The organism is Kribbella albertanoniae (assembly GCF_004348455.1).
GTDB classification, from domain to species: Bacteria; Actinomycetota; Actinomycetes; order Propionibacteriales; family Kribbellaceae; genus Kribbella; species Kribbella albertanoniae.
Genome location: NZ_SMKA01000054.1, coordinates 18,425 through 36,844, shown reverse-complemented (window position 1 = coordinate 36,844; position 18,420 = coordinate 18,425). Strand labels below are relative to the sequence as shown.

The 18,420-nt window shown below is 67.4% G+C and carries 19 protein-coding genes; 9 read left to right on the top strand and 10 right to left on the bottom strand.

Features of this window, described 5'->3' with window-relative positions:
- Together E1261_RS14950 and E1261_RS14945 are read right to left on the bottom strand one after the other, a co-directional pair.
- Positions 1 to 323: response regulator (locus E1261_RS14950; RefSeq protein WP_202874708.1), on the bottom strand; the 323-nt coding region annotated here is incomplete at its 3' end.
- Between the two features lie 53 nt (positions 324 to 376).
- Positions 377 to 1,180 (bottom strand): sensor histidine kinase, encoded by an 804-nt coding sequence (locus E1261_RS14945; RefSeq protein ID WP_238176230.1) that lies wholly within the window; start codon positions 1,178 to 1,180, stop codon positions 377 to 379.
- Between the two features lie 139 nt (positions 1,181 to 1,319).
- On the opposite strand from E1261_RS14945, the gene E1261_RS14940 reads away from it, so the two are divergent.
- A complete protein-coding gene (locus E1261_RS14940) occupies positions 1,320 to 2,027 on the top strand; it encodes an ABC transporter ATP-binding protein (RefSeq protein ID WP_132406972.1) in 708 nt (235 codons plus the stop codon).
- Complete coding sequence (locus tag E1261_RS14935; protein WP_132406970.1) at positions 2,024 to 4,372, top strand: ABC transporter permease; 2,349 nt, start codon at positions 2,024 to 2,026, stop codon at positions 4,370 to 4,372. The genes E1261_RS14940 and E1261_RS14935 overlap by 4 nt, the downstream gene beginning before the upstream one ends.
- Before the next feature lie 52 nt (positions 4,373 to 4,424).
- Here E1261_RS14935 and E1261_RS14930 read toward each other — a convergent pair whose 3' ends face one another.
- The 6 genes from E1261_RS14930 to E1261_RS14905 all read right to left on the bottom strand — a co-directional run bounded on the left by E1261_RS14930 (position 4,425) and on the right by E1261_RS14905 (position 9,381).
- Positions 4,425 to 4,751, bottom strand: coding sequence for a DUF4333 domain-containing protein (locus E1261_RS14930; RefSeq protein ID WP_132406968.1), 327 nt, complete (start codon positions 4,749 to 4,751; stop codon positions 4,425 to 4,427).
- 158 nt (positions 4,752 to 4,909) lie between these two features.
- Positions 4,910 to 5,665 carry a hypothetical protein gene (locus tag E1261_RS14925; RefSeq protein WP_132406966.1) on the bottom strand — a complete coding sequence of 252 codons (756 nt, stop codon included), beginning with the start codon at positions 5,663 to 5,665 and terminating at the stop codon, positions 4,910 to 4,912.
- Positions 5,662 to 6,189 carry a SigE family RNA polymerase sigma factor gene (locus tag E1261_RS14920; RefSeq protein ID WP_132406964.1) on the bottom strand — a complete coding sequence of 176 codons (528 nt, stop codon included), beginning with the start codon at positions 6,187 to 6,189 and terminating at the stop codon, positions 5,662 to 5,664. The genes E1261_RS14925 and E1261_RS14920 overlap by 4 nt, the downstream gene beginning before the upstream one ends.
- Before the next feature lie 59 nt (positions 6,190 to 6,248).
- Positions 6,249 to 7,232, bottom strand: a complete 984-nt coding sequence (locus E1261_RS14915; protein WP_132406962.1) for an expansin EXLX1 family cellulose-binding protein — start codon at positions 7,230 to 7,232, stop codon at positions 6,249 to 6,251.
- Positions 7,233 to 7,636: 404 nt separating this feature from the next.
- A complete protein-coding gene (locus E1261_RS14910; RefSeq protein WP_132406960.1) occupies positions 7,637 to 8,806 on the bottom strand; it encodes an InlB B-repeat-containing protein in 1,170 nt (389 codons plus the stop codon).
- An 80-nt stretch (positions 8,807 to 8,886) separates the two neighbouring features.
- Positions 8,887 to 9,381 (bottom strand): hypothetical protein, encoded by a 495-nt coding sequence (locus E1261_RS14905; RefSeq protein WP_132406958.1) that lies wholly within the window; start codon positions 9,379 to 9,381, stop codon positions 8,887 to 8,889.
- Positions 9,382 to 9,440: 59 nt separating this feature from the next.
- On the opposite strand from E1261_RS14905, the gene E1261_RS14900 reads away from it, so the two are divergent.
- Together E1261_RS14900 and E1261_RS14895 are read left to right on the top strand one after the other, a co-directional pair.
- A complete protein-coding gene (locus tag E1261_RS14900) occupies positions 9,441 to 10,856 on the top strand; it encodes a hypothetical protein (protein ID WP_132406956.1) in 1,416 nt (471 codons plus the stop codon).
- A 105-nt stretch (positions 10,857 to 10,961) separates the two neighbouring features.
- A complete protein-coding gene (locus tag E1261_RS14895; protein WP_132406954.1) occupies positions 10,962 to 12,314 on the top strand; it encodes a GH39 family glycosyl hydrolase in 1,353 nt (450 codons plus the stop codon).
- Positions 12,315 to 12,562: 248 nt separating this feature from the next.
- On the opposite strand, the gene E1261_RS14890 is transcribed toward E1261_RS14895, so the two are convergent.
- Entirely contained in the window at positions 12,563 to 13,267 is a 705-nt protein-coding gene (locus E1261_RS14890) for an NUDIX hydrolase (RefSeq protein ID WP_132406952.1), read from the bottom strand.
- Between the two features lie 65 nt (positions 13,268 to 13,332).
- Here E1261_RS14890 and nadA point away from each other — a divergent pair, with 65 nt between their 5' ends.
- The 3 genes from nadA (at position 13,333) to E1261_RS14875 (ending at position 15,499) form a co-directional block, all read left to right on the top strand.
- Entirely contained in the window at positions 13,333 to 14,310 is a 978-nt protein-coding gene (gene nadA / locus E1261_RS14885; protein WP_132406950.1) for a quinolinate synthase NadA, read from the top strand.
- Positions 14,311 to 14,338: 28 nt separating this feature from the next.
- Positions 14,339 to 14,632 (top strand): DUF1330 domain-containing protein, encoded by a 294-nt coding sequence (locus E1261_RS14880; protein WP_132406948.1) that lies wholly within the window; start codon positions 14,339 to 14,341, stop codon positions 14,630 to 14,632.
- Positions 14,633 to 14,887: 255 nt separating this feature from the next.
- Positions 14,888 to 15,499, top strand: coding sequence for a lipocalin-like domain-containing protein (locus tag E1261_RS14875; protein WP_132406946.1), 612 nt, complete (start codon positions 14,888 to 14,890; stop codon positions 15,497 to 15,499).
- 17 nt (positions 15,500 to 15,516) lie between these two features.
- On the opposite strand, the gene E1261_RS14870 is transcribed toward E1261_RS14875, so the two are convergent.
- Complete coding sequence (locus tag E1261_RS14870) at positions 15,517 to 16,407, bottom strand: AraC family transcriptional regulator (protein ID WP_132406944.1); 891 nt, start codon at positions 16,405 to 16,407, stop codon at positions 15,517 to 15,519.
- Between the two features lie 155 nt (positions 16,408 to 16,562).
- Here E1261_RS14870 and E1261_RS14865 point away from each other — a divergent pair, with 155 nt between their 5' ends.
- Both E1261_RS14865 and E1261_RS14860 read left to right on the top strand, forming a co-directional pair.
- Positions 16,563 to 17,633 carry an aldo/keto reductase gene (locus E1261_RS14865; RefSeq protein ID WP_132406942.1) on the top strand — a complete coding sequence of 357 codons (1,071 nt, stop codon included), beginning with the start codon at positions 16,563 to 16,565 and terminating at the stop codon, positions 17,631 to 17,633.
- Positions 17,634 to 17,641: 8 nt separating this feature from the next.
- Entirely contained in the window at positions 17,642 to 18,400 is a 759-nt protein-coding gene (locus E1261_RS14860) for an SDR family NAD(P)-dependent oxidoreductase (protein ID WP_132406940.1), read from the top strand.
- Positions 18,401 to 18,420: the final 20 nt, after the last annotated feature.

Below are 18,420 nucleotides of genomic sequence, written 5' to 3'. Positions count from 1 at the left end.
GGGGACAGGAGAGCATCACCGGTCGCGACCAGGGTGACGGCGGCGGTGAGGTGTTCGGGGGTGACGTCCTTGAGCAGGAAGCCGCTGGCACCGGCGGCGAGGGCGGCGTACACGTAGCGGTCGACGTCGAAGGTGGTGAGGATCAGGATGCGGCAGTCGGTGGGGGTGGCGAGGATGCGGCGGGTCGCCTCCAGGCCGTCCATGGTGGGCATGCGGATGTCCATCAGTACGACGTCAGGGCGAAGGCGTCGTACGGCGTCTACTGCCTCGGCGCCGTCCGCGGCCTCGCCGACGACCTCGATACCGCGGGCGGTCAGAATCATCCGGAAGCCGGTCCGCACCAGCGCTTGATCGTCGGCGATCACGACTCGGGTTGTCACGGGCGGTCCAGCGGAAGCTTGGCGCGCACCCGGAAGCCACCGCCGAGGCGGCGACGTGCGTCGAGCTCACCGCCATAAACGGCCACCCGCTGCTTCAGGCCGAGCAGACCACGACCGTCACCACTGGTCCCCGGTGAAGTGCGGGCCCCACCCCTCAGGACGCTCGGACCGGTGTTCAGGACTTCCACCCGAAGGGCGTGGTCGCTGTAGCGCACCGACACCTCGGCCTTCACTCCGTCGCCGTGCTTGAGCGCATTGGTCAGTGCCTCCTGAATGATGCGGTACGCCGTCACGTCGGCACCGGTCGGCAGTGGCCGCGGCTCTCCGGAGATCCGTACGTCGACCGGTAACCCGGCGAAGGCGATGCGGTCAACCAGCGCACTGAGCCGCCTCAGACTCGGTTGCGGGGACAAGGCATCCGCTTCGTCAGCGCCATCGGCCTTCGGTGCGAGCAGCCCGAGCAGGTGCCGCAGCTCGGCCATAGTGTCGCGACCAGCTGCCTCCACAGCGAGCAGTGCGGCCTCGGCCTGCCCAGGTTCGGTGGCCAGCACCTGCCGGGCCGCACCGGCCTGGATGACCATCACGCTGACGTTGTGGCTCACGATGTCGTGCAGGTCGTGCGCTATCCGGGCGCGCTCGGCATCCACCGCGCTCTGAGCTGCTGCCTCTCGTTCGCGCTCCAGCAACCAGCCGCGCTCTTCCAACGCGCGGGAGTGGGCACGTCGCGCCCGGACGAGCGCGAAGGCGAGGAGGCCGGTCGCCACTGCCAGCGCTGCGACGACGAGCCAGACGATGATCACGAGAACCACTGTCTCAGGGCAGTTGGCGAATTCGCATCCTCCCACGGAGGCACGCCGTACATCTCCAGGATGACAGCCGGCGGACGTTACACCGCCAGGGTGACGTCAGCGGCGGTTGACCGGCCATAGCGTGAGCAGCATGACAGACGAGGCAGACAGCGGACAGGCGGTCGTGCGGCTCACCGCCGTACGGAAGGAGTACGGCGAATCGGTCGCGCTCGACGGGGTGTCACTGGAGATCCACGCCGGTGAGGCCGTCGCGGTAATGGGACCGTCCGGCAGCGGTAAGTCGACGCTGCTCAGCATGGTGGCCGGACTGGACCGGCCGACGTCAGGCTCCGTCGTGGTGCACGGCGAGGACCTGGGTGCTCTGGACGAGAAGGGACTGGCGCTGTTCCGGCGCCGGCGGATCGGGATGATCTTCCAGTTCTTCAACCTGCTGGACGACCTGTCCGCCCTCGACAACGTCGCCCTCGCGGCACAGTTGACCGGTACGGCGGCCAACCCCGCCCGCAAGCGTGCCCTCGAACTGTTCGAGGAGCTGGGCATCGCCGGACGACGCAACGTCTACCCGTCGCAGCTGAGCGGTGGCGAGCGGCAGCGCGTGGCGGTCGCACGCGCTCTGATGAACCGCCCGGCGCTGTTGCTGGCCGACGAGCCGACCGGTGCGCTGGACACCCGAGCCGGCGAGCAGGTGATGGACCTGCTGCTCGACCTCAACCAGATCGGTCAGACGCTGCTGCTGGTAACGCACGACCAGCAACTGGCGACCAGGTGCGCCAGCCGGGTCATCGACTTCGTCGACGGTCAGGTCGCGAACGAACGCATGCTGGAGCGTACGCCGTGACCGCCGTCTGGCCAGTCGCACGAGCAGCGGTACGGCGACGCCGCGTGCAGACCGTGGTCATCGGCGTGGTCGTGCTGCTGTCGACGTCGATGATCGTGGTCGCGCTGGGGTTGCTGGCGGCATCGAGTGGTCCGTTCAACCGCGCGTATGCCAAGCAAAGTGGCGCCCAGCTGACCGCGTCGTACGACCGCACCAAGGTCACCGACGCTCAGCTGACAGAGGCGGCGCGGAGTGCGGCGGCCACCGCCGGGCCGTTCGCGCAGGTCACTCTCGAGGGTCGTCAGAACGCGCTGGTCACGGTGGGGCGCTCAGACCCGGGTGGAACGGTCGACCGGCTCAACGTGTGGCAGGGGCGCTGGGCCGACAAGGTTGGCGAGATCGTGCTCAACCGCAACCCGACCGCGTCAGAAGGGCGTGGTGTGCAACAGTTGAACAGCACGATGAGCCTAGGCGGCCGGACGTTCACCATCGTCGGTTTCGCGTACAGCGTGAGCCACTCGGCTGGTGCGTGGGTCACGCCTGAGCAGATGAGCGCGTTGAATCCGACCTCGACCCAGATGCTCTACCGGTTCGCACAGGCAGCCACGAACGAGGAGCTGGCCGCCGGTCAGCAGGCGGTGACCGCCGGCCTGCCGTCCGGTGCACTGATCGGGACGCAGTCGTATCTGACGCTGCGGGCGCAGGCGGCCGCTGAACCCAACACGTTCGTGCCGTTCTTGATGGTGTTCGGGTGGCTCGGGCTCGCTGTCGCAGTACTGATCGTGGCCAACGTCGTCAGTGGTGCTGTGGTCGCCGGGTTCAAGCACATCGGCGTGCTGAAATCCTTGGGCTTCACGCCGACTCAGGTGCTGATGGTCTACCTGGGAATGGTGTCGATCCCGGCCGTGATCGGTTGTGTCATCGGTGTTGTCATAGGCAACGTGTTGGCGACCTCCTTGCTGACAAGGGCTTTCGAGAACTACGGCGCGGGCGGGGTCGGCGTACCGATCTGGGTGGACATCGCGGCGCTGGTCGGCGTACCGGCTGTGGTGGCACTGTCAGCGTTGCTACCGGCTCTGAGGGCGCGGAGTCTGTCGGCGGCTCAGGCCATCAGCGCGGGCAGCGCGCCGCAGGCCGGCCGAGGGCTACGGGTCCAGCGCTGGCTCAGTGGCAGTCGCCTGCCGCGGCCGCTCAGTCTCGGGCTGGGGCTGCCGTTCGCTCGCCCCGGGCGTACGGCGTTGACGCTGGCGGCCGTCGTACTCGGAGTGCTGAGTGTGACGCTGGCTGTCGGTCTGGGAAAGTCGTTGACGACGTACCAGACCGCGGCCAGCCGGGCCGGTGCGGTCGACCTGTCGTTGTACGCCGGCCCGAGCGAGCCCGGAGCCGAGGGGCCTGGTTCGGAAGGTCCGGTCCCGAACGGTCCGGTCCAGAACGGTCCTGGGGAGCCGCCGCGCGCGAAGTTGAGTGACGCGGAGGACGAGGCGCTGGTGCGGTCCACTCCCGGGGTGACTTCGGTGGCCGCCCTCGCCGATCTGTCGATGCGGCTAGCGGGCGCTCAGACCGACGTACGGGTGTCGTTCTACCGCGGTGATTTCCAGCAGGTGGGCTATCGGCTGCTGGAGGGGCGCTGGTTCGACGGGCCGGGGCAGGTCGTCGTGTCCGAACGCTTCCTGCGGCAGCGTGGGCTCGCAGTCGGCGACACGATCACCTTGCAGTCCCGGGGGAAGAGTGTGCGGGCGCAGATCGTCGGCAAGGCGATGTACAACTCGGGTGACGAGGTGCTGTCCAACTGGGCGACGCTCGGGCTGATCGCACCGGCCGCGCGGGCCAGCATCTACGAGGTCAACGTGAAACCCGGGACGGGTCTGGATGCCGTCGTACAGGCGATCCAGGCGAAGGACTCCGGCCTGATGGAGGGCGAGGGCCAGGACGCCGGGACGTTCGTCGCGGTGGTGCTGGCCACGGTCATCCTGCTCACGCTGATGCTGGGTACGGTCGCTGCGCTCGGCGTCTTCAACACCGTCGTCCTCAACACCCGCGAACGCCGCCGCGACCTCGGCATGCTCAAGTCGATCGGGATGACTCCCGCGCAGGTTGTGGTGATGGTCGTGACGTCGATGACGGCCCTGGGCGCGATCGGCGGACTGCTCGGCATCCCGCTGGGAATCCTGGCGCATCGCCTGGTGCTACCGGCGATGGCGAACGGAGCTCAGATCGAGGTGCCGGCCTTCATGCTCGATGTGTTCCCGGCCGGGCTGCTCGCGTTGCTCGTGCTCGCCGGCGTGCTGATCGCCGCCGCCGGTGCCTACCTGCCGGCCCGCTCAGCAGCCCGCACCACGATCGCCCAGGTGCTCCACAACGAGTAGCTCACCGGGGTGGGCCCCGGCACTTGGTGTGCCGGGGCCGCCTGGCTTTTGCCTAGTTGGCGCGCTTCTGGTCCACCTTGATGTCGTACTTCACGTTCTTGGACTCCTTGTCGTACGACGTGATGGTTGCGGTCAGCCCGTACTTGGAGGTGCCGGCCGCCAGCTCGCAGCGGATGGACTCGCCGACCTTCGCCTTCACCTTGCCGGGGCAGGTCACCGAGTCGGGCCGCTTGCCCACCGACTTCTCCAGCGCGTCGATGATGCCCGTCTCGAGGTTCTCCTTCGAGATGGATGCTTCACCGAAACTCGCCGAACACCCGGTGAGGGCCACCAGGACACAGGCGGCGCCTGCCAGGGTCGTTCGAACAGCCAACAACATGTACACAATCTCCTTGTGGGGTAACACCGACGCTGATCACGTGGTGACGCTTCAGTTCCGAATCCTGATGAGGCAGGCGCGCTCGACCCTAAAGGTCAGCTCTGACATTTCGCTGACCGTACTCCGCCCGTACCCAGGGGAACCGTTGCCTCCGGCCCTCACCGGGGTTGTGTGAAGCCTCCCCAGACTGTGCTGGAACCGGCTGAGCTCTGGGCGTGGACGTGGTAGTTGTCCCGCTTGCCCGCGCGGACGCCGGTGGCGTGGTTGTACTGGGCGGCGAACTGGTGCTGTCCGGCCGGAGCGGTTCGGCCCGGCTTGAGGGTCCAGCGGTAGCGCAGTGCACCACCGGATTCCTCAACGGTGACGGTGAAGTCGTCGTTCGGCAGGGTCTGCCAGTTGCCGGTCTTCTGTACGCCGCCTGTCTGGGCGATGCGCAGTTCCACGGTGAGCGCGGTGAGTGGCTGGGTGGTTTTGAGGATCAGGTTGCTCTGCGCCCAGTAGATGTTGCTGTCTGCATCGATCGAACCTTCGGACCACAACGGCCCGTTCTGGACCCGGCTGTCGGCCGGCGGAGTCGGGCGCGAGCTGGGCGGGGTAGTGGTCGGGGCCGGACTGCTGGTGGGGCGTGCCGACGGTGTCGGAGTGGGAGTGACTGTCGGGGACGGTACGGCGGGTGTGGGGCGCGGGGCCGGCGATGACGGGACTCCGCCGATGGCGGCAACGGCGAGACCACCGGTCGCCAGAGTGGCGGCGGCGATGAGAGCGGCGATCGCCGCGCGGGGCCCCGACCTCGTGATCGAACGGGTGCGGTGCCGAACGGCCAGGCCGCGCTCGACGCGCGCCAGGATGCGTGCGCGGTCCGGCTCGTGGGCCTCGGCGGCTTCCCGCAGCCGTCGGTTGATCTCCTCGTTCACTGGTTCCTCCTCCCTGCCGCCAGCTCGCCGACTGCTTCTGTGCCGAGCAGTCGTTCCAGCTCGGCCATGCCTTTCGAGGTCTGGCTTTTCACCGTGCCGACCGAAATACCCAGTACGGCGGCGGTGTCCTTCTCCGACAGGTCGAAGGCGTGCCGCAAGATCACGCACGCCCGCTTGCGGAACGGCAGCCGGGTGAGTGCGGCCCGGACGTCCAGCACGACCGCAACGTCCGGCCCGTCCAGCGGTTCTGTACTCCGCGACCAGAACAGCGCTACTCGCCGTCGCTCGCGGACCGTGCTCCTGATTCGTTCCCGCGCGAGATTGGCGACAACGCCACGGGCGTAGGCGACCGGATGTTGGGCTGCCTGCAACCGGTCCCACCGCTGCCACAGGGCGACCAGCGCATCGGCGGCAAGGTCGTCGGCCGCGTCGGTCTCGCCGGTCAGGAGGTGCGCGAGCCGAGCCAGTTCGGCGTAGTGGCGTTCGAAGAAGTCGTGAAACTCCGCGGACGTGTCGTGGAGCATCTCCTTCGGGCGCCCTCTCCCTGCCGTGTTCGCGTGAACATGCGGCCCGAGCGTACCGGTCAATGCTGGGCGAACTGGACCCTGGTCGACTGCTTGACGTCCGGTTTGACCGCGAGCCCGTCGATGGTCAGCCGCTGACCGTAAATGTCGGTGATCCTGATCGCTCGGCCGCAGCCGCTGCCGTCAGGGGAGAGGAAGTAGTTGTAGCCAGTGCGCTGCAGCTTGCGCCAGCCGTTGGCAGTCCTGACCTCGAGCGTCGCCAACGGGTTACGGTGACCGATCGCCTGGATGCCACACCACCACTGACTGGACCCGTCCTTGTAGCGGATCGAGATCGTGCCCGACGCGGCAGGGCTCAGCAGCGTCCAGGTGATCGGGAGCCGCCCGACGGAGAGTTCGGCAAGCTTGGCGAAGGCTTCCTGGCTGAGGTCGAGTTGGCCAGGCGCACAGGGCAACGGGCACACGTTGACGATCCGTACCGTGATGGAGGCCCCGTTGGCGGCGCGGACCAGCACGTGTGCACCGCAGGCCTTGGCCGACTCGTAGTCGGTCTCGTTCATCGCCGCGATCATCATGTCGTCGGCCGGACCGTAGAGACAGGCCCCGTTACCGTCAGCTGCCTCGTAGGCGGTCGCGACACCGCGGTACCGGACGCCGGGCTTGATCCGTCCCGCCAGGGATTCCGTGTACGTCGTACGCGGGGTGCTGGAGGTTGCGCGCCGGCTGGGGGTGGGAGTGCTGGGAGCCACGCGCGGGCTGCGAGTCCCCGCGGGCGGCTTGCTGGCGGCGGCCGCCGTACGACGCGGTGGTGGGCTCGTGACCCGCGGCCGCGTCGCTCTGGTGGTGGCGTCGGCCGTGCCGGCATCAATCGGGACGCTCGCCTTGGCAGCCGTGACGGACACGTCGGCGGTGTCGGGGGCGGCGTCGCCCCTGCCAAGGAGTGCGACGGCCAGGCAGACCACCACGCCGACGGCCAGCAGAGCCAGCGGAATCCGACCGTACCGTCTCGGCAGCTGCGCCCCACCGTGCTTCGTTGTCCTCATGCCCCCCAGTTGCCACCGAAGCCCAAAAGGTTGCCGCCAGTGGCCACGACGTTGTGCACGGGTCAACCATGTGCGCCGCCAGGAGGTGGTTGATGGGTGCTCAAGGTCAGCCGGCTGCGGGACCTTGAGCACGGTTCAACCGTTCGGCGGGGCGCCAGGTGGTCGATGGGTGCTCAGGGTGACCCCGCCCGGCGGTTCGGCGCCCCGTTCGCTGCGGGTCCCTAACGTCCGAACAACCGGAGGCGGGCCCTCCGATCTTTCGGACGTTACCTGGGAGTCGGGGCTAACGTCCGAACAACCGGAGGGGGGCCCTCCGATCTTTCGGACGTTACCTGGGAGTCGGGGCTAACGTCCGAACAGCCGGAGGGGGGCCCTCCGATCTTTCGGACGTTAGGGGGGTGGTGTTAGGCCTTGCGCCAGGTTGCGGTGAGGGCTACGGCTCCGCGGGGGGTGGTGTGGAGCACGGTTGCGCCGTTCTTGTAGAGGTAGGGCTTCCAGCCGCTCGGCTGCTTGCCGGTGGTGTACCAGCCGGTCTTGGTGGTGTCCTTCGGGTTCTGGTAGCGGGTCTTGTTGTCGTACGAGCGCTTCGCGGTCCAGCCAGCGAGGGTGTAGCCGGAGCGGACGAAGGTGTTTTTGCGCAGGGCCGTCGACCGGCCGTAGAGCACCACGGTGGGCGCCATCGAGCCGGTGCCGCCCGCGGCGGCGTAGGTCACCGTGAACTGGAAGTTGTCCAGACGGTAGAGCCGGCCGGCGCCGATGTTGAAGCCCAGGTAGTAGGTGCCGCGCTGGTGGGTGAGGTGCTCGCTCTCCGAGCCGGAGGCGTGCTCGTAGGTGCGCACCAGCTTGAAGGACCAGTCGTAGACGAAGATGCGGTTGGTCTTCTGCGTGCCCTTGGGGCTGGTGATCACGTAGACGTAGCTCTGGTCGCAGTCGATGCCCTGCCCGAGCCCGGACATCGCCAGCTTCGCCGACTTCCCGGTCTGCTTGAACGCGCTGTCGTAGGCGTAGTACTGGTTCAGCGTGCCACCGACGTACCGGTTGTTGACCGCGTCGTAGCAGATTCCGGTCGTTGTCCGCGGCAACAGAACGGTCTTCTCGATCGCCAGCGTGCTGGGGTTGACGATCCGGATCGCCCGTCCCTGGTTGGTGGCCTGGACCGAGTCGTCGTTGGTCCAGGCGGGGATCAGCAATCGCTTGGTGTCTGCGTTGTAGGCGATGTCGTTGCCGTGCCCGAGCAGGTTCGTGTGGTTGCCGGAGCGGATCCGGAAGGTCGCGATCTTGGCCGGGCTGGTCGCGTACAACTTGGTCTTGATCAGCTGGTTGGAGTCGTAGACCTTCGTACCGGACTTGGCGTGCTCCGTGACGACGGCGTACCAGTAGGTGCCGTCGGTGACCCCACCGTTGAGCGCCGTGTACTTGGCCGACGTCGGCTCGGCGGTCCCCACCAAGGTCGGCCCAGTGACCTTCGGCAACGCGGCCCCCGCGGTCACCGCGCCGCCGACCGTAAGCGCAGTGGCAGCGCCGAGCGCCACCACCGTCCGCGTCAACCGGCCGATTCCGTACCGAGTAAACATGAAGCCCCCCTTAGCGTGCGCTTCCCTGCGAAGCCGCACGTGACCGCACGATAGAAGCGCGAAAGGGTCAACGACGTCGCTCAGCTGCTGGTCGCCAATTGGTGCTGGGTGTGAAGTTTGGTGAGCCATGCGGCGAAGGCACGGAAGTCTGCGACGTTGGTCTGGGGAATGTGAAGCTTGGCGCCGCGGGTCGAGGTGATGGTCAGGTAGGGAGCGGCGAGGCCGCCGGTGGGGGTGACGAGGGTGGTGCCCTCGAACTCGGACCACGGGATCTGCCGCCACCAGGCGAAGCGGATGCCAGTGGCGTTCACCGTCACGCGCGGATGGCCGGCAAGGAACAGAGCAGCGAGTGCGACAGCGACGGCGAGCAGTACGGCGAGGAGGGCCACCCGGATCGTGAACCAGGTGTCGCGGGTGTCGAGATCCCGGATGACCGAGACGATCGGGATGCCGGTCAGCGGCAGTACGACGACCAGCCCGCCGAAGGCCAGCGCGCGCCGGACCGCGAAGACTACTCGGCCGGAACGGTGCAACTCCGCGTCCCAGGAACTGATGTCTTGATTCCCCATCACCATGTGTCGATCCCTCCGGGACGAAATGGTACAAGCCCCCTGTCGCTGCTACGTTCGCGGCCATGCGCGCGCTGGCTCGGATCTTTGTGGTGATGGCACTGCTCGTCGTCGGCAGTTGCAGTACGGGAGAGACGTCGGACCCTGGGCCGACGCGGTCCGCGGTGCCGTCGAATCCGGATCGCGATCTCGGTGCGGTGGTCGCAGCGTTGAGCCGCATCGATCCCTGCGCATTGATCGACCCGGCGCGCGCCAAGGCACCCGGCTTTACGGTTGACAAGCCGTCCGTACAGCCGGCGCCGTCGACTTGCGTGGTCCGGGGCGACCAGGTCGGAGCGGTGCAGGTCGACCTGCTGACTCGCTTTCTCGGGTACGACCGGTGGCGGGGCCGCGAGCGGCTGATCTTCGGCGAGGCGGTCGGCTACCTGCTGCAGAACGGTAACTGCGAACTGGTGGTCCCGGTCAGCTTCGGGTTCGCGATCAGGTTCGAAGATCGCGGTGTGCAGCCCACCAAGGTGAAGTGCGGCCAGCTCCGCGCCTTCGCCGCCGCTGCCGTTCCGCTGCTCGCGAAACCGTCTGCAACCGGGCCGGGCCGATGGGATGCGTGTAGCTTGCTGGGACGAGCGCTCGGCATGGAGGAGCCGCCGTATCCACAGTCGCTGGACAGGTGTGAGGTGACCGGCAAGGCCCGGCTTCAGCTGCCGTACGGCGTTGTCCCGTTCGACCCCAAGGGCCACCCCGAACGGGTGACCGTTGCCGGCCGGACCGCTGGACTGAAGTCGTCGGGCACTGAGTGCGTGCTCACGATGGACCAGGGGCCTACCGGCCTTCGGCACCCTCGTCCGGCGTTCCAGCAGATCGTCCTGGCAGCTCCGACCTGCCCGGAAGCGACGAAGCTCGCCACCACTGTGGTCGAGCTGCTCCGTACGCCGCCACCACCCAGTCGGGTCCAGGCGCCGCTGTACTTTCGCCCGAACGAGCCGGAGCAGGCCGCACCCGGCGGATGTGCGTTCGTCGAGTTCCGTACCGACTTCAAGGACTGCGAGCCATACACCTCCGCAGACAGGCCGAAGGCTGCCGAGCTCCACTCCAAAGCTCAGGCCGATCCGCACGTGCTCTGCGCGATCGCAGTCGAGCCGGTGCGGGAGCGGTTCGGCGACCGACTGAAGCCGGTGGTCGCCGGGCACCGCTGCCATTTCCTTGAGGGCGGCGGACGGCTGAAGGTCGTGATCAGCAGCTCAGGCGACACCCTCCAGCCCGCACCGGAGCGGGCGCTCACCATCGCCGGACACCCCGCCGAGCAGAGCCGGGGATACGCCGACAGCCACGTCTTCCGGATCGGCTTGGGCAAGAAGAGTCAGCTCTCCATCGAGTACGACTTCTACACGACAAGGGAAGGCCCGACACCGGCCCCCGAAGACGCAGCCGTGCTGGCCAAGCTCGAATCCTTGGTCCCGGCCGTCGTCCAGCAACTCAACTGAGACGGAGAACCCGTTCGAACGGCCGCTAAGGCCGATCTGGCCAGTTGCGGTAAGTGGCCACAAGTTGACGCGGTTCGGCGGGATCGAGCTGCGAAGCTGGGCGGCATGCGGATGAAACCGACAGTGGCTGCCGTACTCCTGACGGCCGGCTCTCTCCTTCTGCCCAGCCTTCCCGCCCATGCCGCGACGGCGACCGTCACGGTCGACTTCACCAAGCCGGTCACCACGCTCGAGGCGAACGACTACGGCCTCGACATCACCGGCTATGGCAATCAGCACTACATCACCAACGACACCACCCACCGAGAAAACGTTCGCAAGCAGGGCTTCGGCGTACTGCGGATGGAACTCATGTACGACGCCGCCGGCCGGCTGGTGTGTGGCGGTTCGTACTGCGATACCGCGATCACGGGTGACGCGTGGGTCGCGGCGATCCGCCAACTCGGCGCCGAACCGATGCTGATTCTCCCCGCGGACGGACGCCGGTCGGCTGCCGAGGATCTCGCCGACGCGAAGAACATCTACAACCACTTCAAGGCGGCCGGGACGCCGGTGCGCAAGTTCATCTACGGCAACGAGCACGACAACGGCGGCAACCCGAAGAAGATGACCGCTGACGAGTACAGCGCTCGCTACAACCAGGTGCACGACGCGTTGCACGTGCTGGACTCTGCCGTCCAGGTGGGCGGGCCGGCGCTGGCGGCGTACGAGCCGCAGTACGGAACGCCGTACATGGACACGTTCCTGACGTTGTCCGGGAGTCGCGTCGACTTCATCGACTACCACGACTACGGCGCCGGGTACGCGCGGTACACCCCCGAGGAACTGCTCAGCACGGTGATCGACAGCTATCGCTCCGACATCGCCGATCTCAAGGCCCGTACGGCGAGGCTGGCCGGCCGGGACGTGCCGATCCAGATCGGTGAGTGGAACATGGACTACTCCGATCCCGACGGCACTCTGATGCTCTCGCACCTCGCCACCGTGTGGGGCGCGGCAGCGCTCGGAACGATGCTGCAGTCCGGCGTCGCGACCCTGCTCTACGGCGACAAGAACGGCAGCGCCTCCAAGAACACGGGCCTGGGAATCACCAGCACCGAAGGCGAAGGCGGCATCCCGGTCAGCGCTCCGACCCCGATCTACCACGGTCTGGGCATGTTCACCGGCGAAGGCCTGTTCCGCCACTTCGGCACCACCATGGTCACCACCGCATCGAGCACCAACCTCCTGCGCGCCTTCGCGTCAAATGGTGCCAAGAACATCGTCCTGATCAACGCCGACACCACAGCGACAACCACCACCCTGAACCTGACCGGCTACCAGACCGGCACCGCACAGGTCTGGCAATCCACTGGCACAGCGGGCACCCCGCACAAGGCCGGCACAGTGACGGTCGCCAACCGCACTGCCACCCTCACCCTCCCCGCGCGCTCGGTGACAACTCTCGTTCTCCCCTGAACCGAACCCAGGCAGTCTGCCGTTCAGAAGAACGGCAGACTTCGCCCGAGTCCGAGTCCGAGTCCGAGTCCGAGTCCGATCCCGCATCCCGCCGCCCATCCCCACATCCGGCGAGCACGGTGGGTTCAGTCGCCGAGCAGGCGGAGGGCCTTCTGCGTTGAGTGGAAGGGGATTGCCGCTAGAAATCGATCTCCGGCAGCACATTGCTTCCAGTCGACGCCATACGAGGTGAGCTGCGAAGCTGCCGGTCAGCGTGGCGGGCGGAGGACTGCGAAGGGGTCTGTGACGGTGAGCTCGCGGGTGACGAACTTGTAGACGGTGGCCGGGCGGCCACCGGACTGGCCGGAGCTGGCCCGTCGATCGGTCGGGTCGATCACGTGCCGGCGGGTCAGGACGCGGGTGAGGTTGGTGGCGCCGGGCTGGTAGCCGAGGGCCGCACCGAAGAGATCCCGCAGCTCCGCGATGGTGAACTCGAGCGGAGCCAGCGCGAACCCGATGTTCGTGTACGAGAGCTTCGCGCGCAGCCGCCCGGTCGCAGCCTCGATGAAGTGGTGATGGTCGAACGCGGTCCGCGGCAGCTCCTCGACCGGGTGCCAGGCGGTGTCCGACGGAAGGTCCGGCTCGACGTCGGACGGAACCAGGCCGAGATAGCCCGTGGCCAGCACCCGGGCCCGGGGGTCGCGGTCGACGCGACTGTGGGTGGCCAGCTGCTCCAGATGCGCGACGTCGCGGACATCGACCTTCGCAGCGAGATGCCCGGTGATGGCCTCGCGGAACCTCTCGGTGGACTCGACACCGCCGCCGGGAAGGGCCCACCGGTCCCGGTGCGGACTCCGGGCGCGCTTCCACAGTAGGACGCAGAGCCTGCCGTCGCGGACGGAGAGGACCACCGCGAGTACTTCGTGGGGATAGCTCGGGAAGTTAACCCGATCACCTTCCTTGGTTGCCGGCACGTCGACGATGGTACCGTGATCCTAGTTATCGCCTCTGGAGCGAAAACCTCCCAAAGGACACCGACGTGACTGTTACCGAGACCCGATCGACCCACTGGCAGGACGAGGTACGCCGCCTTGCCCAGGAGCGAGACGCAGTGATCCTCGCCCACAACTACCAGGAACCGGCGATCCAGGATGTCGCCGACCACGTCGGCGACTCGCTCGCGCTGTCCCGGATCGCGGCCGGGACCGACGCCGGCACGATCGTCTTCTGCGGCGTGCACTTCATGGCCGAAACCGCCAAGCTGCTCAGCCCCGACAAGACCGTGCTGATCCCTACCGCCCAGGCAGGTTGTTCCCTGGCGGACACCATCGACGCGGATCAGTTGCGTGCCTGGAAGGCCCAGCACCCGGGCGCCGCGGTCGTTGCCTACGTCAACACCAGTGCGGCGGTCAAGGCGGAGGCCGACATCTGCTGCACCTCGTCCAACGCCGTGGAGGTCGTCAACTCGATCCCCCGCGATCAGCCGGTGCTGTTCCTGCCCGACCAGTTCCTCGGGGAGCACGTCCGGCGGCAGACGGGCCGGGACAACATCGAGGTGTGGATGGGTGAGTGCCATGTGCACGCCGGTATCAGCCCGGTCGACCTACGCGCCCAGGTTGCGGCCAACCCCACGGCCGAGGTCCTTGTGCACCCCGAATGCGGCTGTGCGTCGTCGACGATCTGGCTGGCCGGGCGGGGCGACCTGCCGGCCGAGCGGACCCACATCCTCTCCACGGCCGGGATGCTGGAGAGTGCCCGCGGCATGACGGCCGAGACCGCGCTCGTCGCCACGGAGATCGGCATGCTGCACCAGTTGCGCAAGGTGAATCAGCACACGAACTTCGTTCCGGTGAACCCGAAGGCGTCGTGCCGGTTCATGAAGATGATCACCCCGGACCTGCTGCTCCGATGCCTGCGCGAGGGTCGCGACGAGATCCAGCTACCGAGCGAAATCGCAGAGCAGGCCAGGCGTTCCGTCCAGCGAATGGTTGCCATTGGCAAGCCTGCAGCCGCCTAGATGTACTTATCCCACTACTGGAGGTTCCATGCCCAAGGGTTACTGGGTCAGCGTCTACCGCGCCATTTCGGACCCTGAGAAGTTGGCTGCTTACAACGAGTTGGCCGGTCTGGCCGTCGGTCCGGCGGGCGGGCGGACCATCGTCCGCGGTGGGCGGGTCGTGGCGCACGACGCCGGAATCGCCGAGCGCACCGTCGTGGTCGAGTTCGACAGCTTCGAGCAGGCCGTCGCAGCGCACGAGAGTCCGGCGTACCAGGAGGCGCTGACCGCCCTCTCCGACGGCGTCGAGCGCGACTTCCGCATCGTCGAAGGCATCGACTGACCGCTGCTCAGCGATTAACGTCCGAAGATCCGGAGACCATGCCCTCGGATCCTTCGGACGTTGCGGGTACGGCGCTCTCCTGGGCCGCGTGCGGGTGGTACGACTCCCCAGTTGCGCCGGACAACCGCGTACAGCACTCCCGATCTGCCTCGAACCACAGCCGCCGTACAGAACTCACACACCGAGCAAAGTGCCCGGGTATCCCCTCAATGTGCTGGTTCTCCCCTCAAAATCTTTGGGGTCTAAGGTGGCGCGGTGGCTGAGATCGAGTGGAACCAGGTCCGCGAGTTCACCCTGGGTGTGGTCGCTCGGCCGGCCACCCGCAAACGCAACCGGATCGAGTGGGGTCCGAAAGCCATTCGGGTGCCTCAGGGGTCCAAGGACGACCGGGTTTTCACGCCGTGCGCGTACGTCGCTTCCGGCGGACGGCTCACCCTGGACCCCGAGGAGATGCAGGTGCTGTGCTCAGTTGCCGAGGTGGCTGAGAACAGCTTCGAGGTGCGCGACGGCCAGGCAGTACTGATCGGCACGATCACCCGCGTCCCGTCCGGAAGGCCAATGCTCCGCCCGACCTGGCGCATGGACCAGCCAGGCCACCCGGAGATCGTCGGCCGCACCGAGTGGCTCAGTGGCTCACCGAAGGAACTCGCGGCGAAGGCGGCGGGCCGGTTGTTCACCGGCGTACTGGATGCGATCACCAGCGCGGGCGACGAAGGCGGAGACCAGCCCACCAAGGACCGGGTCCTGGAGTGGCGAGCCGGCGACGAGGTCGTCATGCTCTCCGAGAGCACCAAGTCCGTGACCCTGAAGGCCGACTGGCTGGACCGTCGGCTCCCCTTCGCGTACACCCTGATCGCAGAGGGTTGAGCTCCACCGCGCCGGGGTTATTCGCGGACGATCACGGCTGATTGGAGGCGGATCGCGTCCTGCCCCGGTGCGGCGCCGAACAGCCGACGGTACTCGCGGCTGAACTGGGACGGGCTGTCGTAACCGACCGCGTAGCCGATCGCGGCCACGTCGTGTGGTGCGGCGATGAGTTCCATCCTGGCCTTCTGCAGGCGGATCTGCTTCTGGTACTGGAGGGGGCTCATCGCGGTCACCATGCGGAAATGCCGGTTCAGTGACGACACGCTCGTACCGAGATCCGCGGCCAGATCGTCGATGCGGATCACCCGGTCGTAGCGCTCGCGAACCCATTCGGTCGCGCGGGCAACGAGGGCGACGCGGCTGTCGGCCATACCCGCCTGTCGCATCAGGGCAGCGTGCGGACCGTTCAGCAGCCGCCAATGGATCTCACGCCGTACGCCGGCTCCCAGGACTTTCAGGTCGCGCGGATCGTCGTACAGGCGGAGAAGCCGGACCAGCGCGTCGAGCAGGGCGTCGTCGGCGTTGCTGATCGCCATCCCCGAGCCGTCGTGCGGCCCGGTGGCGATCGGGCCGCCGTCGACCAGCAGTTGCGCGATCGTCGTCGGCCGGAGGCGCAGGCCCAGCGTGAGGAACGGCTTGCGGGGGCTCGCGTCGATGATCTGGGAGATCAACGGCAGGTCGACGGTGAAGACGACGGCCTGGCCGGGGTGGTGTTCGAAGACGCGGTCGTTGAGGGTGGACCGCTTCGCGCCCTGGACGACCAGGACGAGCATGGGTTCGGTGACCGCGCTCATGGCTTCGGTGACGTGGGTGGCGGCGAACACCAGTACGTCGTCCAGCCAGACCGGGCGCAGGTCGTCGCCGGCCAACCGCATGATGCGCTCGCCGAGCTCTTCGAGGTGCCTCACTCCTCAAGTGAACCACAGGCGACCACCACTATCGGGGCAAAGTTGAGCGAATCGTGCAACGTCTCGCGCGCATTGGTCTAGGTGATCGGGCCGGCCGGGAGTTGACTGAACCTGCAGGCGAGATGGTCTCGCAGCCAGTCCCTCGGAGGTCCACGGTGTCTCTCGATTCCTACGTCACGCTCGGCCGGTCGGGCCTGCGGGTCAGTCCGTTCACCCTGGGCACGATGACGTTCGGCGACGATTGGGGCTGGGGATCCAGCCCGGAGGAGTCGAAGGAGATCCTCGCCGCCTACCTGGACCGGGGCGGAAACTCGATCGACACCGCCAACCTCTACACCAACGGTCACTCCGAACAGATCATCGGCGACTTCCTCGCCGAGCGGCCCGGGGCGCGTGACCGGCTGGTGCTCGCGACCAAGTTCTTCGGCAATCTGTACCAGAACGATCCGAACGGCGGTGGACCCAGCCGTAAGGCGATCGTGCAACAGCTGGAGAACTCGCTGCGGCGCCTGCAGACCGACTACATCGACCTGTACTGGCTCCACAACTTCGACCCGGTCACGCCGGTCGAGGAGACCCTGCGTGCCCTGGACGATCTCGTTGCCGCAGGCAAGATCCGGTACGTCGGCTTTTCCGACGTACCGGCCTGGGCCACAGCCGAGGCGGCCACGATCGCCCGGATGCGCGGGTGGAGCCCGATCATCGCGCTCCAACTGGAGTACTCGCTGCTGGAGCGGACCTCCGAAGGCGAGCTCATCCCGATGGCGCAGTCGCTGGGGATGGGCGTGCTGCCGTGGTCGCCGCTGCGTGGCGGCTTCCTGTCCGGGAAGTACTCCAGTAGCAGCGCAGCCGACGTCGACACCACCCGCGGCCAGGCGCCGAGCGAGGCCGACTTCGTCGTCATCGATGCCGTCAAGGCCGTCGCCGACGAACTGGGCGTGACGTCCGCCCAAGTGGCCCTGGCCTGGTTGGCCGGTCGGCTCGCGGTGACCTCGATCGTGATCGGCGCGCGCCGGATGCACCAGTTCGAGAACAACCTGGGTGCCCTCGACGTCACGCTGACCGACGAGCAGCGCAGCCGGCTCGACGAAGTATCGACGCCGAAGCTCAACTTCCCGGCCGACAACAACCGCCTACTGGCACCGACCATCCAGTTCGCAGGAGCCACCGTGGACGGCCGTCCGTCGACGGTGTCCCCGTGGCTCAGCGCCGCCGAGATCCGCTAGGAGACACGATGACACAGCAGTTCGCAGGCAGGACGGCGTTCGTCACCGGCGGCGGCTCCGGCATCGGCCGAGCGACGGCACTGGCACTCGCCGCCGAGGGAGCGATGGTGACTATCGCTGGTCGTACTCGGGCCACCCTGGAAGAGACCGTGCGATTGGTGCAGGCCAACGGCGGAGCAGCCCGCCACGTTGTCGCGGACGTGTCCGACGAGTCCGCGATCGAAGCCGCGATCCAGGCCGCGATCGGAGACACCGGACGGCTGGACATCGCTGTGAACAACGCCGGGTACGACGGCGAGTACCAACTGACCGCCGACTACTCGACCGAGATGCTGGACACGATGATCGCGATCAACATCCGCGGGGTCTTCCTGTCGATGAAGTACGAGCTGAAGCAGATGACGGCCCAAGGCTTCGGGGCGGTGGTGAACATGTCGTCTGGTGCAGGACTGGTCGGGGTGGCCGGCTTCTCCGGGTACACCGCGACGAAGGCCGCCGAGATCAGCATGACGAAGAGTTCGGCGCTCGAGGTTGCAGCGTTGGGAATCCGGGTCAACGCTCTGTGCCCAGGGCTGGTCGAGACACCCATGATCGCAACCATGGACCCCGCGACCGAGCCGATGAAGTCACTAGTCGCTGCGCACCCCATCGGCCGGATTGCCCAACCCGCCGAGATCGCGGATGCCGTGGTCTGGCTGTGCTCCGACAAGGCCGGCTTCATCACTGGGGTGGCCCTGCCGATCGACGGCGGCTACACCGTTCCCTGATGCGCACGCGTCCAATGAAC